Raw genomic sequence first — 14,066 nt, 5'->3', positions numbered from 1 at the left:
CGGGCGCTGAGCGGGGCACAAGGTAGGCAGGAAATGGCGCGGGTGCTATTTCGGGCGCTGCCTAGGCCAGCACAGGGTGGAGAGCCACAAAGTTTCGCAGAAGTTGCATAAGCGCCGGGCTGGCGTTGTGCGCCCGCGGCAGCGGAAACAGCGGCTTTTCGGGGTTCACGTACCCCGTCAGGCGCTCATACTCGGCAGAGTCGGCCACGGTAAAGCCCATGCTCCAGTCGGGGAATACGCGCTGCGGTACCGTGGTATCAACCAGCGTAACTAGTTGGTGGTGGCGCTTGTCGGAGGTAATGGCGCTGTATACAGCCCGCACTGCCGCCTCCTGCCCTTCCAGTACCTGCAGCACCCGCCCGTCAGCATACAGTAGAATACCCGTTATCAGGAGCCGGTGGTTTTTACTGCGCGCCTGGTGCAAAAGCTGAGTCAGCTGCTCCTCGGTGGGCTTTTCTCTGAATCGGCTGAGGTAGATAATTTGGTGCGTAGTCATAGCGGCAGGAATGGAAAGCAGACTAGTTTTAACCCGCCTTTGCTTATAACCGTTCATAAGCAGCCTACTGGTGGCACAAGTACGTTTGCTACCTTCTCCTTACCAGCTACTTACTTACATCTATTGCATTATGCGCGCATTACTGCTCATCGATATACAGAATGATTTCCTGCCCGGCGGCTCATTAGCTGTGCCCGGCGGCGAGGAAATCCTGCCCCTGGTTAATGCCCTCCAGCCCACGTATGAGCTGGTAGTAGCCACTCAGGATTGGCACCCCGCTACCCACCAAAGCTTTGCCAGCCAGCACCCCGGCCGGGGGCCTTTTGAGCAAATAGACCTGCATGGCCTTCGCCAAACCCTCTGGCCCGACCATTGCGTGCAAACCACCTCCGGAGCTGAGTTTAGCGCGGCCCTGGACCAGCACCGCATTGAAGCCATCTTTCGGAAGGGCACCAACCCTGAAATAGACAGCTACAGCGGCTTCTTCGATAATGGCCACCGCAAAAGCACTGGCCTAGCCGACTACCTGCGCGGCCGCGGGGTGCGTGAGGTACACCTGGCCGGCCTGGCCGCTGATTTCTGCGTTAACTTCTCGGCGCTGGATGCCCTGCGGGAAGGCTTTGAGGTGGTATTTCTGCAAGAAGCAACGCGGGCCATTTCGCCCGATGGCTACGCGCAGGCCCGGCAGGAGCTGCAGCGGCGCGGCGCGCGGTTTGGGGCGCGCTAGGCCACTCCGGCCTAACCTTTGGGCCGGGTTTGGGGTACAGAAGGGTTCTTTTTCTCTGCGCCGCTCCTTACTCCCGACGCCGTACTCATGCTTGATTTCTTTTCTGACCTTCCCGAGTATCTCCGCGTTTGGCTGCAGCCTCTGGCCGTTATTGCGGGCAGCCTGTTGGCCGGCAGCTTACTTAAATACGCGGTGTTTGCGCTGCTGGCCGCCTATAACCGGCGCGAGCCCGTGCTGCTCACCAAATCAGTGGCCCGGCACCTGAGCGCCCCCAGCGCGTGGTTTTTTCCGGTGTTGGTGCTCTCCTTTATGCTGCCGCTTACCTACCTGGAGGCGCACTTCCTGGAGGTAATGCGCCGGTTTGTAGAAACAGCCCTACTCATCACGTTTGCGTGGGGCCTGGTGAAAACCGTTGACGTAGTTCAGGATTTGGTAGAAGACCATTACCGCCTGGGTTCAGCTGATAATTTGCGGGTACGCAAGCTGTTTACGCAGCTTCAGTTTATAAAGAAGCTGGTAGTCACGCTCATCATCTTCGTGGCCGTAGCCCTTATTCTGATGAGCTTCGCCACGGTCCGTAAGATTGGTACCGGCCTGCTAACCTCGGCGGGTATAGCCAGCGTTATTGTGGGTTTTGCGGCGCAGCGCTCTATCAGCAACCTGCTGGCTGGCTTCCAGATTGCGTTTACCCAACCCATCAGGCTGGATGATGTGCTGGTGGTGGAGGGCGAGTGGGGCCGCGTGGAGGAAATTACGTTCACCTACGTGGTGCTGCGCATCTGGGACGAGCGCCGCCTGGTATTGCCGCTCAACTACTTCATTGAGAAACCCTTCCAAAGCTGGACGCGCACCACATCGCAGCTTCTGGGCACCGTGTTTCTCTACACCGACTATACCGCCCCGATAGAGGCCATCAGGCAGGAGCTGGAGCGCTACGTAAACGGCCACTCCCTCTGGGACCGGCGCGTGTGCGTACTGCAAGTCACTGACTCAAAGGAGCGCACCCTGGAGCTACGCTGCCTGGTGAGTGCTACCAACTCCAGCAACACCTTTGACTTGCGCTGCGCCGTGCGCGAGCACATGGTTACCTACATTCAGCAGCATCACCCCGAGGCCTTGCCCAAAACCCGCACCCTGGTAGAGGCCAAAGACCAGCCTTTTACCCTGGCACCCGAGGAGTAGACAAGCCTCACTAACGAAGTTGAGAAATAGGATTTTTTGCCGTAATTTAGCGGGTTCTGAAACTTAGCCAACGGTCATTTTCGTGGCCGTTCGGCGTCTACTTCTGCTTGCTGCTTACATGATTCAATTAGAATATTTCACCTCTTCTGATTTCGACCAACTCATCACCTGGATTGATTCTCCTCACCTGCTCATGAATTGGGCGGGCCCTATGTTTAACTTCCCCCTCAACCGCGATAAACTGGACTGGTACTTACAGGACAGCAATGAGCTAGGCCAGTCAGAGGTGTTTACTTTCAGAGCCGTTGATACGGACACGGGTACCGTAGTAGGCCACATCTCCCTGGGTAGCATCAGCGAAAAAAAACAGCGCAGCCCGCGTAAGCCGCGTGTTTATTGCCCCCGAAGCCCGGGGCAGGGGCTTTGCTCGGCGTATGCTGGTGGAAGCGCTGCGCTTTGGTTTTGAGCAGCTTCATTTGCACCGCATTACGCTGGGGGTGTATGACTTCAACACCGCGGCTATTTCAGCTTATACGCGGGCCGGTATGCAGCGCGAAGGCCTCTTCCGCGACGTACTCAAGTATAACGATGAATACTGGAGCTTACTGGAAATGAGCATGCTGCAACCCGAGTGGCAGGCCCTACACCAGAATAAGGTCGAGTGCTTAGCCTTGTAGTTGCACTTTTTCAGTACAAAGCAAAAGGCCGGACTCAGGTTGTATACCTGAGTCCGGCCTTTTGCTTTAAGCATGGCGATTTTCTACCAGCGGTGGCTTACGTCCAGTACTGAACAGGCGCATTAGGGAAGCGCTTCTGCCACTCTTCATAGAAGAACTGCCGCAGGGTGCGCATGTCTTCGGGCTGGTACACGTACTTCACGCCCCCAAACTTATTGCGCTTCACAGCACGAGTGGCTTCATCAAAGTCCAGGGAAGTATTAGGGTACCACTGCTGCAGCACGTCGCGGGAGCCGGGCGTAAAGCGGTGCGTAATGAACTCCACCGTAAGGTCGCACTCAAAGTCAAGCGCGGCGGCCATTCGGTCAAACAGTTCCGTGTAGTGCTGCCGCCAGTTAGGGATTTGCATAATGGGAGCCAGCACTACCCCCACGGGGTAGCCACCGCCACCCTGGGCATGCGGCAGGGCCAGCTGGCGCAAAGCCTGCAGGCGCGCCTCTATTGAGGCAGTCCCTCCTTCCAGCCGCCGGGCCACGGGCTCGGCGTTGAGGCTCACCCGGGCTCGGGTGTGGCCATTGTGAGGGAGGCCCAGCAGCGAGTCAACCTGGTTGTACTTACTCACAAAGCGCAGCTGCGCACCTTCGCGGGTGCCGAAGTAGCGGATGCACTCGGCCAGGCTGCCCGTGAGGTGCTCTATACCAAGTACATCGGTGTAGCAACTCACCTCAAAAGAGGTGCGGCGGCCAGCTTGCTCGTAGGTGGCAGTATTGTGCAGCAACTGGGGCAGGTTGGCAAACACCCGCACCACCGGTGGCCCCTGTAGGCTACCAGCCAGGTAGCAGTACTGGCAGTGCGCTGGGCAGCCCTCGGCCAGGTTCATCTGCCAGTCGGCGGAGGGCGGGGTGGGCTGCAGGCGCAGCGCGCCGGCCGGGGCTTTCACCACAGCCATAGTGTTCTTGGCATTGCGGTACGTCTCGCGCGCGTCCTCACCCCGTAGGCCAGTAATACGGTTGCTTTTCAGCACCTCAATGGGCAGCCCTTGAGCGGCCACGCGCTCATAAATCTGCTGGCCAAAGGGCTCATCCAACGCATCGGGGGTGAAGAGCACCCGCTTGGGCAGCCAGAGCCGCGCGTTATGCGTCAGGGGCGCTGGGGTGGGCTGCGGGGCAGCGTTCAACACAGGTAAATCGAAGAGCTCCAAGGTCTGGTTTGTCATAGCTAGTTATAACACGCCGCAGCCCCGGATAGCTCCCTCCCGCTCACTATTTCCTTGGATATTTACCTCAGGAAAAACCTATTGATAGGGAGAAGAAACGCCCTGTCAGGTGTCTCTTTCAGCCAATGAAGTTGTTTAGCAATTGCTCCTACCTTACAAAATGGTCCTGCTTGATCTGGCATCCGCGCAGCCGAAGCATTTCTACCGCTGGCTGCCCCCTATCGTAAGGAAGAAGCGGTAAAGATGCTTCGGCAAGCTCAGCAGGATGGTCTTTTAGCTTCCTGAACAGACTTAGTAGTTAGTGAGTGGCAGGCTACTGGCCTAGCCTACTTATTTATGAGCTTAAACCGGGTATTTAGCTGTTCACGTGAGGCCAGGCGCGCTTCCTCCGAAGTTCCGTAGCCTACCTCCTGCTCTCCCTGAGCCAAGCGCTCCAGCACCGAGTCGGCGAAGGCATCAACGGGTGCCCCAAAGGTGTGCAGACCCGGTCCGCCGAGGTCGGTGTTAACGGCTGGGGGCACAATCTCCAGCACCCGAATGGGCGTGCTGGCCAGTTGATGCCGCAACGACAGCGTAAAGGAGTGCATGGCCGCCTTGGTAGCACTGTAGATGGGCGCAAAAGCTGCTGGCGCAAACGACAGCCCCGAAGTAACATTAATGATGGCGGGATGTTGCTGCTGACGCAGGTGCGGTATCAGCAGCAGCGCCAGGTGCATGGGCGCCTCTACGTTAATGGCCAGCTCATTTTGGTAGTCGGCCCAGTTGCTAGACGTATCAGGAGCGGCCAGCTGCCAGCGGTTCTGAATGCCAGCGTTGTTAATGAGCACGTTAAGGCCTGGAAACTCTTGCTGCACCCAGCGGGCCAGGTCTTCGCGCTCCTCGGGGCGGGCCACGTCGCACACGCGGGTATGCAGGCCCGGCAGGCGGCGCTGGGCTTGTTCCAGAGCTTCGGCCCGGCGGCCGCACACTATAACCTTGCTGCCCACTTTCAGAAACCGTTCCGTAAGCGCCAGGCCTATGCCCGTGGCGCCGCCGGTAATCAGGATGGTGTTATTGCTAAGATTCATGAGTTCAGGAACAAGTTGGAGGAGAAAAAATGTACTGTACTACCGGGCTGAAGCCCTTTTTGTTGCCAGACCTCATGGCCCTTGGCTGAGCTGGTTACACGGTTCAGCTTTACATTCTTTCTGGAACAAAGGCCACCTTTTCGGACTTTCCCCGTACTTCGTAAGTCCTATTTCTGATCTGCGCATGAGTACTACTGATAGCTCCGCCACCCTCTCTGCCGATGTGGTATTGATTGGGGCTGGCATTATGAGCGCAACACTGGGCATGATGCTCAAGGAGTTGCAACCCGACTTAACCATTGCCATTTTTGAGCGGCTCGATGTGGCCGCCGCCGAAAGCTCCGACGCCTGGAACAACGCCGGCACTGGCCACTCTGCTTTTTGTGAGCTGAACTACACCCCCGAGAAGCCCGACGGCCACATCGATATTTCCAAAGCCATTGCCATTGCTGAGCAGTTCGAGCAATCAAAGCAGTTCTGGTCGTATCTGGTGGAGAAATACCAGGTGACGGGCGTTACGCGCTTCATCAACCATATTCCGCACCTGAGCTTTGTGTGGGGCGATAAGAACGTGGAGTTTCTGCGCAAGCGCCACGCCGCCCTTACGCAGTCGCCGCTGTTCCAGGGCATGGAGTTTACCCAGGACTATGATTTGATGGAGCAGTGGATGCCCCTGGTAATGGACGGCCGCGACCCAAACCAACCTGTGGCGGCAACCCGCATGAACCTGGGCACCGACGTAAACTTTGGCGCTCTTACCCGGGGCATGTTCACACTGCTGCAGCAAAAGCCGGGTGTCTCGTTCTACTTCCACCACGATGTGGATAAGATCAGACGCAAGGAAGATGGGCGCTGGGGAGTGCGGGCTGTAGACCTGAGCAACGGCAATAAAGTGAAGGTGCGGGCCCCCTTTGTATTTATTGGGGCCGGGGGCGGCTCATTGCCCTTGCTTATCAAGTCTGGCATTCCGGAGGGCCAGGGCTTTGGCGGCTTCCCCGTGAGTGGGCAGTGGCTGAAGTGCGTGAACCCCGCCGTAATTGCCAAGCACCACGCCAAAGTATACGGCAAAGCCTCGGTGGGCTCCCCCCCATGTCGGTGCCCCACCTCGATACGCGAGTGATTAATGGCAAGCAGGAGCTGCTGTTTGGCCCCTACGCCGGCTTTAGCACTAAGTTCCTGAAGCAGGGTTCCTACCTCGACTTGCCCCTGTCGGTGAAGCTGAGTAACATGCGCCCCATGATTATTGCGGGCCTCAAGAATATTCCGCTTACCAAGTACCTCATCAACCAGGTGCGGCAGTCGCCGGAAGACCGCATTGCGGCCCTGCGCGAGTACTTACCCGAAGCCAACCCCAAAGATTGGGAGTTGGAAATTGCAGGCCAGCGCGTGCAGGTAATTAAGAAAGACGCCAAGCAAGGCGGCGTGTTAGAGTTCGGGACGGAAGTAGTTTCAGCCGCCGATGGCTCAATTGCCGCGCTTTTGGGTGCCTCCCCGGGTGCCTCTACGGCCGTGAGCATTATGCTTGGCTTAGTACAGCGCTGCTTTCCGCAGTACGCTAACACGCCTGAGTGGCAAACCAAGCTGCGCGAGATGATTCCGTCGTTCGGCCAGTCTCTGAATGAAAATCCGCAGCTGGTAGAGCAGCTTCGGGCGCACACCAGCGAGGTGCTAGGCCTCAACGCCACCGCCGAAGCCGCGCAGTAAACTGCGCCCATCATACAAAAAGAGCCGTCTGATGTTATGTCAGGCGGCTTTTTTTGTATTATCTAACCTCATTTTTCTCTGGCAGATACACCTCCGCAAGCATACACCGTATGCTGCCACCCCCAAGGGTTTCAATAGTGGGAATGGGTAAGGGCAGCAGCTCGCAGTAGTGGCCTAGCGTGGCGCGCTGCTCCGGCGTAAGCGCCTCAAAAGCCCTCTGCGAAAGTGCCAGTAACGGCTGCTCCTGAGCACCTCGCAGGCTGAGCATGTTGCCGGCAAAGTGCGCTACTTGGCGTAGGCTTATGGCTACCAGGTGGTGGCCAGTGGCAGAAAGAGCTGCTACCACAGCTGCCCGCTCCGCCGCATCCGGAATGCTTTCCAGGCACACCACGGCAACTCCCGCGCTTACGCACATCATTACGTTGGTATGGTAAATGGCCAGCCCACGCTCATCGAAGGCATGGAACAGCACAGGCCGGTAGCCTAGCAGCGTGCACACCTGCCTGAACAAATTGGGGTCGGTGCGGGGCGAGATGGCCGCGTAGGCCACTCGGTGCTCATGATCAAATACCATACTACCCGTGCCCTCCAGAAACTGCCCCGCCAACTCTGGCCCCGATAGATCAAGCACCTCACTGATGTGGAACTGTTGACCCAAGGTGGCCAAAATATCGGGGCGGCGCTCCAGGCGGCGGTTGGGCGCACACATGGGGTACAGCAGTACCCGGCCATCGGGGTGCAGGGTAAGCCAGTTATTGGGGAATATGGAATCTGGAGTGTGCGGCTCCGGCGTATCGTCAAACACCGTAACCCGCACCCCTCTGAAGCGCAGGGTAGCTACTACCTGGTCAAACTCTGCCTGCACCTTCGCCTGCACTTCTGCCTCACTGCCAACGCTTACAGCCTGCTGAAAGTGGTTGGACGCGGCAGTTTCAACGTTAAACGAAAACCGCACGGGCCGGACCAAAAAGACGGTGGAGGCTGCCTGCATAGAGGGTAGAGAAAACTGAAAGAGGTATAAAGTAACTGTTTGCTGCGCACTTCCAGAAGCGCCAGCTAACAATTCTGGCGGCGAGTGGGCGTGCCAAAAGCTAAATTATTGGTAGATTAGGGTAATAATCTCTCCATAAAATCCTCTTTTGATATGTTACTGCGTTTGTCCCTTCTCGGAGCGCTACTGCTACCGGCCACGCTCTGCCTGGCCCAACAGCCCAATATTGAGCAGGTTGGTGCTGCTGGCCAGGCTAATTTACAAGCGCTGGCGGCGGGCTCTCCGGCCGTGTTGCCTAGCAGCGTTCGTAATGAGGTAATTGGCTCGCCCTACGCCGATCAGCGCTGGCTGCCGGCCCAGCTCATTATGAGCAACAAAGTACCCCTGGCCCCCGTGCCGCTGAAGTACGACGTGTACAACAAGCGCCTGCTTATGCGCCTCGTTGACCGGCCCAAAGACTCGCTGCAGCTGGATGACCGCCTGCTGGAAAGATTTATTCTGCAGGAGCCCGCTACGGCCATTTCCCCGGCCCGGCAACGCGTATTCCGCCGGTTTACCGACGCCCCCGTGGCTACCCACCGCACGCAATACGTTGAGGTGCTGCAGGACGGAAAATTCTCCCTGCTGAAGCAATATGTAAAGCTCCTGCACAAAGCCCAGACCGGGGCGTATAGCAATGGTAACCGCATGGATGAGTTAGAAGACAAACCCAACTATTACGTCCGCGGCTCAAATGGTACGGCGGTGCCCGTAAAACTGAACCTGAAGCAAATACAAAGCGCCGTGCCGGAGCTGTCGGCGGCGCTGCAGGCTACCCCCGGCGCCAAAACCGCCAAAACCGAAGCCGACTGGGTGGCCGTTTTCAAAGCCCTGAATGCCCGCCCCTAGAGCGGCCTGGTAGCGCTAAAAGCAAAAAAGGAGCAAGCCAAGTGGCCTGCTCCTTTTTTGTTGGGCTTCGGGTTAGAAGCAGAAACTACGCGCGACGAACTTTAACGGCGCTCAGGCCTTTACGGCCTTCTTCTACTTCAAACTCTACTTTGTCGTTCTCACGAATCTCATCGATGAGGCCCGTGGCGTGAACGAATACGTCTTGGCCGGTGGCGGCATCGTTGATGAAGCCAAAGCCTTTGGTTTCATTGAAAAATTTTACGGTTCCTGTTGACATGATGCTTTAGGAAAGAATTGAAAGAATAGCAACTGGCAACGGAACTCTACTATTATTCAGCACGCGAATTGATGGTAGTGACAGAAGACAATTTGCCTTAACGGCCGTAAACGTACGGCTTTTATTCTAATTAGTGCCCTAAGGTGGTAGCCGCGGCACTGCGGGCCGGTACCCCCGGGGCCCTCCCCTGCGCAGCACCGGCCGCAGAATTAGCGCACTGGCCTGAGCGCATCTCTTCGCATCCAGCCTCGGGTGGTTACCTTTTCCCAGTTCGTAAACGTCACGTACACGGCCTCTCCCTGCACATCGCCCAGCCACACCTTGTCGCCCTGCACGCAGTGAGCTTTGCGGGGCTGGCGCAAATCAGGCGAGTTGTAAAAGTAAGAGCGCGCCACCTGCACTACCGCCTGGGGGGTGGCGGCCGTATGGGGTACAGTACCCGTCCGTGGGGCCGGGGTAGCGGCGGGCGCCGGCTCCACGTTGGGCGTTGGGGCGGCGGGGGTATTTGTGGAAACTTGTACTGTGCTGGCCGGAGCAGCAGCCCTACTGGCCAGCAGGCCCAGCTCCTGCTGCTTTAACCAGCCCGTGGCGGTAGCGCCGTTGGGCAGCTTAAACTGCGTCCGGACGAACCCGTTACGCACTTCATCCCCATAAAGCACGTCGCCGCGAAGCAAATAATTGCCCGTGGGCTTGCTTGCAGGCGTGGGAGAAGCAAAGAAGTACGTGGTACCGGCCATCACTTTATACTTTCTTGGCTCGGTAGCGGTGGAGGCCTCGGAGCTGGGCGCCGTCTCTTCGGCAGCTATAGTCTCAGTTGGGCCGTTCGAGGCTGCTCGCTCGTTACCAACCGGCTTATCATCTGAGCACGCCACCAGCCCTGCCAGGAGTACTACTACGCCCCCTAGCGCCTTACCGGCGCACTTGCGGAGGTGGCCTAGGCCAGCACTGGCCCTTCGCCAGCTTCTGGCTTCTTCCGTATCTGACTGCTGCGGCTGACTGGTGGTTGGATGACTGCGCATATGCCTTGCGTGCTGTGGTTACCAAACGATACCCGAGTTCTTGTTACCTACTGATACGGATTCAGGTATTTTCCGACGGTCCTGGGCTTGGAGTGGGGCGCAAGCAGTAATTGAATTAGGGATTGCGCGGCTGTAGCAGCTTGGCGATGAGGCCCGTCCAGCCGGTTTGGTGGCTGGCGCCCAGGCCCTGCCCCGTGTCGCCGTGGAAATACTCGTGAAACAACACGTAGTTTCGGAAATGAGGGTCGGTTTGCCAGCGCTTCTCCTGGCCTAGAGCCGGCCGAATACCTTCGTCGTTACGCAGAAACAGCTTGGTGAGGCGACTACTCAGGGCATCGGCAATTTCGAGCAGGGTGCTGTACTGGCCCGAGTGGGTGGGGTACTCTACCTTAAAATCGTCGCCGTAGTAGTGGTGGAAGCGCTGCAGCGACTCAATCAACAGGAAGTTCAGGGGAAACCAAATGGGCCCCCGCCAGTTGGAGTTGCCGCCAAACAGTGCGGTTTCTGCCTCCCCGGGCTCATACTGCACTTTCATCTTCTTCCCATCATAGGCCAGGTAAAACGGGTGCGCCTGGTGGTAGCGAGACAGGGAGCGGATGCCATACTCCGATAAAAACTCGTTCTCATCCAGGGCCCGTGCCAGCAGCCGCTTTACCCGGTGCCCGCGCAGCAGGGAAAGCAGGTGAGTGTCGCCGCGGCCAGGCTCCCGCCACCGCGAAACCTGGCTGGCCAGTTGCGGGCGGTTCTCCAGAAACCAGTTCATACGCGCCACAAAGGTGGGCATGCCTTGCAACTCTTCATCTGTGAGCACCTCCACCGCAAACAGCGGAATCAGTCCCACTAACGACCGGGTTTTTAGAAACTGCCGGCCGTTTTGCGGGGTGTGCAGAGCATCATAGTAAAACTCATCCTCCAGGTCCCACAGGTCAAGCTCGTCGGCATCCATATTGGTCATGGCCCCGGCGATATAAAGGAAGTGCTCAAAAAACTTGCTGGCCAGGTCCTGATATACGGGGTTGGTTTTAGCCAGCTCCAGCGCAATGCGCATCATGTTCAGGGCGTACATAGCCATCCAGCTTGTGGCATCGGCTTGCTCCAGGTAGGTACCATCGGGCAGAGGTGCTGACCTGTCAAAGACGCCAATGTTATCAAGCCCCAGGAAGCCGCCCTCAAAAATGTTATGCCCGTGCCGGTCTTTGCGGTTTACCCACCAGGTAAAATTTAGCAGCAGACGATGAAATACCGTGCTCAGAAAGTCAAGGTCGCCGGTGTCGTTGCTTTGCTTCTGGCACATTTTATACACCCGCCACGTGGCCCAGGCGTGTACGGGAGGGTTCACGTCGGAGAAATTCCACTCGTAGGCGGGCAGTTGGCCATTGGGGTGCATGTACCAGTCTTGGCAGAGCAGGCGCAGCTGGGACTTAGCAAACCAGGGGTCAAGCTGCGCCAGGGGCACACAGTGAAAAGCCAGGTCCCAGGCGGCATACCAGGGGTACTCCCACTTATCGGGCATGGAAATAATGTCGCCGTTGTTGAGGTGCGGCCAGGCACTGTTGCGGCCGTGCTGCCGCTCCGGGGGTGGCTTGGGCAGCGCAGGGTCGCCCTGCAGCCACTGGGCTACATCGTAGTTATAGTACTGCTTGCTCCAGAGCATGCCGGCAAAGGCCTGCCGCTGCACGCTGCGAGTGTCGGGGTCGGGTAGGCCACGCTGCTGGTGCGCGTAGTACTGGTCGGTTTCCTGGCGCCGCAGGTTCAGCACCTCATCAAAATCGGCAAACGGGGTGGCCTGCCCCGCAGGAGCCAGCCGCACCCGCACTGCTTGGCAGCTGCCAGCAGCTACCGTTAGCGTATAATGAGCTGCGGCCTTGGTACCCACCTGCGTTGGGTTTACAGTGGGCGCCCCATGTACTATGCAGTCCTGAATGCCGTCTTTGTAAAACTGCGTTTGGGTGGGCGGGGCCAGGTGGGGCAACCGGTGGGGGTTGGTGTCGTTGTCGCAGAAGAGCAGAGCCGGGGCGTGGTCGGCGTACAGGCACAGATGAGGCAGCTCGCGGTGCCGAACGGCAATGGCTCCTGCCTCCTCAATCAGCTCCGGGCGGTAGCTATCAGTCTCCCAGGCCCAGGTATTCCGAAACCAGAGCTGGGGCAGCACGTGTACCTCCGCTTCCTCAGGGCCCCGGTTGTGCACGGTAATCTGCAGCAACAGGTCCTCGGGGCTGGCTTTGGCGTACTCTATACACACATCAAAATACCGGTTCTCATGGAAAATTGCCGTATCCAGGAGCTCAAACTCCGGCTCATGCCGGCTCCGGTGGGCATTTTCCTGCACCAGCCAGGAGTAAGGGAAAGCGTGGTGCGGGTACTTATACAGCATCTGCATGTAAGAGTGGGTGGGCACGTTCTCCAGGTAATAGTATACCTCCTTCACGTCTTCGCCGTGGTTGCCTTCGGGTGCCGCCAGCCCAAACAGCCGCTCTTTCAGGATGGGGTCGTGGCCGTTCCAGAGGCCCAGGGCCAAACACAAGCGCTGCTGGTCATCACAGATGCCGCCCAAGCCCTCCTCGCCCCAGCGGTAGGCGTATGAGCGGGCCATGTCGTGGGTGATGTATTCCCAGGCCTGCCCGTTAGCGGAGTAATCTTCGCGCACCGTGCCCCATTGCCGCTCCGAAAGGTAGGGCCCCCACTTGCGCCAGGGGGCTTTGCGGGCATTGGCCTCCGTGAGGCGTTGTTGCTCGGCAGTCATAAGGGGGTCCTGATTATTACGCGTACTCTACACTACGCAAGCTTTACCACCCGGGGTTAAGCCAGTAGCTTACGCGCAGGGCCAACGGGCAGATAACGCCTGTGCGTTGGCCGGCCATTTATCAAGAATGAAGCCCGTAGGCCAGTAGGTTGTTTCGTTTGTGCCAGGAAGCAGCTCCGGCGGAGGTATTAACTTAAATGCACCTGTTGCTTGGTAGATAAAACAAGGAAGGTGGCCGATACTACGCGGCAGTTGAGAGAGTAACTGCGCCCGAAAACCCTCTTACGAGCAAGCTGGCACTGGGCTTGCAATTGGGTTGGCAAGCGCTTGCTACTTATTTAGTCTCCTTTCTCCCAACCTTTTTCCCTTCTTATCATGAAAGCTTCTCTGTTTTCCCTCGTGGCCGCTCTAGGCCTGTTTGCCAGCTCTGCTTCTTTCGCCGCCGTGGCTCCTTATGGTCCGTACAAAGCCCGCAAAGAGGCTATCAAATACGACCGCAAAGCTGAAGTAGAGCGGGCCCGCCGCGAAGCCGCCCAGCGCAAGTATGAACTGGAACGCCAGCGCCAGCTTGCCGCCCAGCAGCGGGCCCGCCTGGAGGCCCAACGCCGCCTGGAGCAACAACGCGCCGCCGAGCGGGCCCGCTGGGAGGCACAGCACCGCCACGACGACCATGACCACGACTATGGCTACCGCCACTAAGCTGACCTGATTTTCGCAAAAAAGCCCCATCCGCCCCCCCGGATGGGGCTTTTTTGCAGGGTACTTTCTCTGGCGCAAGCAGGAAACTACAGAGAAGCCAGATGGGCAGAGGTAAGTAGGTTAGGGCTTACTGCTGTCACTCCGGCTCCTGGCTCACACTGCGCTACTCATGGCTGGTTCTCACTTGCGCGTTTTTGCGTTTTTCAGTTGCTGCATAGCTTTATACCCGTTTGCCGGGCCTGGGCGCGCGCAGTAGTCTGCGCAAAAGCAGGTGCGGTATCTCTCAGGCCGCGACATCCGACCAACGGTGCAGTAAGACGTTTACTGCACGGGTGGGCGCTACAGCAGCCACCAGAACAAAATAGTGGTGCCTTCGGGCT

General features: G+C 58.0%; 13 protein-coding genes and 1 pseudogene. 7 read left to right on the top strand and 7 right to left on the bottom strand.

Annotated elements, in window-relative coordinates:
* Positions 1 to 61: 61 nt before the first annotated feature.
* Positions 62 to 496: a BLUF domain-containing protein gene (locus tag HMJ29_RS14365; RefSeq protein WP_171592143.1), complete on the bottom strand. Its 435-nt coding sequence runs from the start codon at positions 494 to 496 to the stop codon at positions 62 to 64.
* Between the two features lie 130 nt (positions 497 to 626).
* Here HMJ29_RS14365 and pncA point away from each other — a divergent pair, with 130 nt between their 5' ends.
* The 4 genes from pncA to HMJ29_RS20360 all read left to right on the top strand — a co-directional run bounded on the left by pncA (position 627) and on the right by HMJ29_RS20360 (position 3,082).
* Entirely contained in the window at positions 627 to 1,223 is a 597-nt protein-coding gene (gene pncA, locus HMJ29_RS14360; protein WP_171592142.1) for a bifunctional nicotinamidase/pyrazinamidase, read from the top strand.
* A gap of 87 nt (positions 1,224 to 1,310) precedes the next feature.
* Entirely contained in the window at positions 1,311 to 2,405 is a 1,095-nt protein-coding gene (locus HMJ29_RS14355; RefSeq protein ID WP_171592141.1) for a mechanosensitive ion channel family protein, read from the top strand.
* A gap of 118 nt (positions 2,406 to 2,523) precedes the next feature.
* Positions 2,524 to 2,871 (top strand): hypothetical protein, encoded by a 348-nt coding sequence (locus HMJ29_RS20365; protein WP_216634133.1) that lies wholly within the window; start codon positions 2,524 to 2,526, stop codon positions 2,869 to 2,871.
* Positions 2,795 to 3,082: a GNAT family N-acetyltransferase gene (locus HMJ29_RS20360; RefSeq protein WP_216634058.1), complete on the top strand. Its 288-nt coding sequence runs from the start codon at positions 2,795 to 2,797 to the stop codon at positions 3,080 to 3,082. The genes HMJ29_RS20365 and HMJ29_RS20360 overlap by 77 nt, the downstream gene beginning before the upstream one ends.
* Positions 3,083 to 3,179: 97 nt before the next feature.
* On the opposite strand, the gene HMJ29_RS14345 is transcribed toward HMJ29_RS20360, so the two are convergent.
* Positions 3,180 to 4,298, bottom strand: coding sequence for a spore photoproduct lyase family protein (locus HMJ29_RS14345; RefSeq protein ID WP_253805645.1), 1,119 nt, complete (start codon positions 4,296 to 4,298; stop codon positions 3,180 to 3,182).
* A 326-nt stretch (positions 4,299 to 4,624) separates the two neighbouring features.
* Positions 4,625 to 5,365, bottom strand: coding sequence for an SDR family oxidoreductase (locus HMJ29_RS14340; RefSeq protein WP_171592140.1), 741 nt, complete (start codon positions 5,363 to 5,365; stop codon positions 4,625 to 4,627).
* On the opposite strand from HMJ29_RS14340, the pseudogene HMJ29_RS14335 reads away from it, so the two are divergent.
* Positions 5,316 to 7,069 (top strand): annotated as a pseudogene (locus HMJ29_RS14335) (malate:quinone oxidoreductase). The gene HMJ29_RS14340 and the pseudogene HMJ29_RS14335 sit on opposite strands and share 50 nt — an antisense overlap.
* 58 nt (positions 7,070 to 7,127) lie before the next feature.
* Here the strand turns inward: HMJ29_RS14335 and ctlX are convergent.
* Positions 7,128 to 8,060 (bottom strand): citrulline utilization hydrolase CtlX, encoded by a 933-nt coding sequence (ctlX, locus tag HMJ29_RS14330; RefSeq protein WP_171592139.1) that lies wholly within the window; start codon positions 8,058 to 8,060, stop codon positions 7,128 to 7,130.
* A gap of 165 nt (positions 8,061 to 8,225) precedes the next feature.
* On the opposite strand from ctlX, the gene HMJ29_RS14325 reads away from it, so the two are divergent.
* Positions 8,226 to 8,948, top strand: a complete 723-nt coding sequence (locus HMJ29_RS14325) for a hypothetical protein (protein ID WP_171592138.1) — start codon at positions 8,226 to 8,228, stop codon at positions 8,946 to 8,948.
* A gap of 85 nt (positions 8,949 to 9,033) precedes the next feature.
* On the opposite strand, the gene HMJ29_RS14320 is transcribed toward HMJ29_RS14325, so the two are convergent.
* The 3 genes from HMJ29_RS14320 to HMJ29_RS14310 form a co-directional block, all read right to left on the bottom strand.
* Positions 9,034 to 9,225 (bottom strand): cold-shock protein, encoded by a 192-nt coding sequence (locus HMJ29_RS14320; RefSeq protein ID WP_135528637.1) that lies wholly within the window; start codon positions 9,223 to 9,225, stop codon positions 9,034 to 9,036.
* A 209-nt stretch (positions 9,226 to 9,434) separates the two neighbouring features.
* Positions 9,435 to 10,244 (bottom strand): hypothetical protein, encoded by an 810-nt coding sequence (locus HMJ29_RS14315; RefSeq protein ID WP_171592137.1) that lies wholly within the window; start codon positions 10,242 to 10,244, stop codon positions 9,435 to 9,437.
* A 115-nt stretch (positions 10,245 to 10,359) separates the two neighbouring features.
* Positions 10,360 to 12,987, bottom strand: coding sequence for an MGH1-like glycoside hydrolase domain-containing protein (locus HMJ29_RS14310; RefSeq protein WP_171592136.1), 2,628 nt, complete (start codon positions 12,985 to 12,987; stop codon positions 10,360 to 10,362).
* 375 nt (positions 12,988 to 13,362) lie between these two features.
* Here HMJ29_RS14310 and HMJ29_RS14305 point away from each other — a divergent pair, with 375 nt between their 5' ends.
* Positions 13,363 to 13,686: a hypothetical protein gene (locus tag HMJ29_RS14305; RefSeq protein ID WP_171592135.1), complete on the top strand. Its 324-nt coding sequence runs from the start codon at positions 13,363 to 13,365 to the stop codon at positions 13,684 to 13,686.
* Positions 13,687 to 14,066 lie beyond the last annotated feature (380 nt).

It is taken from the genome of Hymenobacter taeanensis, from assembly GCF_013137895.1.
Taxonomy (GTDB): Bacteria; Bacteroidota; Bacteroidia; order Cytophagales; family Hymenobacteraceae; genus Hymenobacter; species Hymenobacter taeanensis.
The sequence above is the reverse complement of the archived record's forward strand: the minus strand, read 5'-3'. Positions and strand labels throughout refer to the sequence as shown.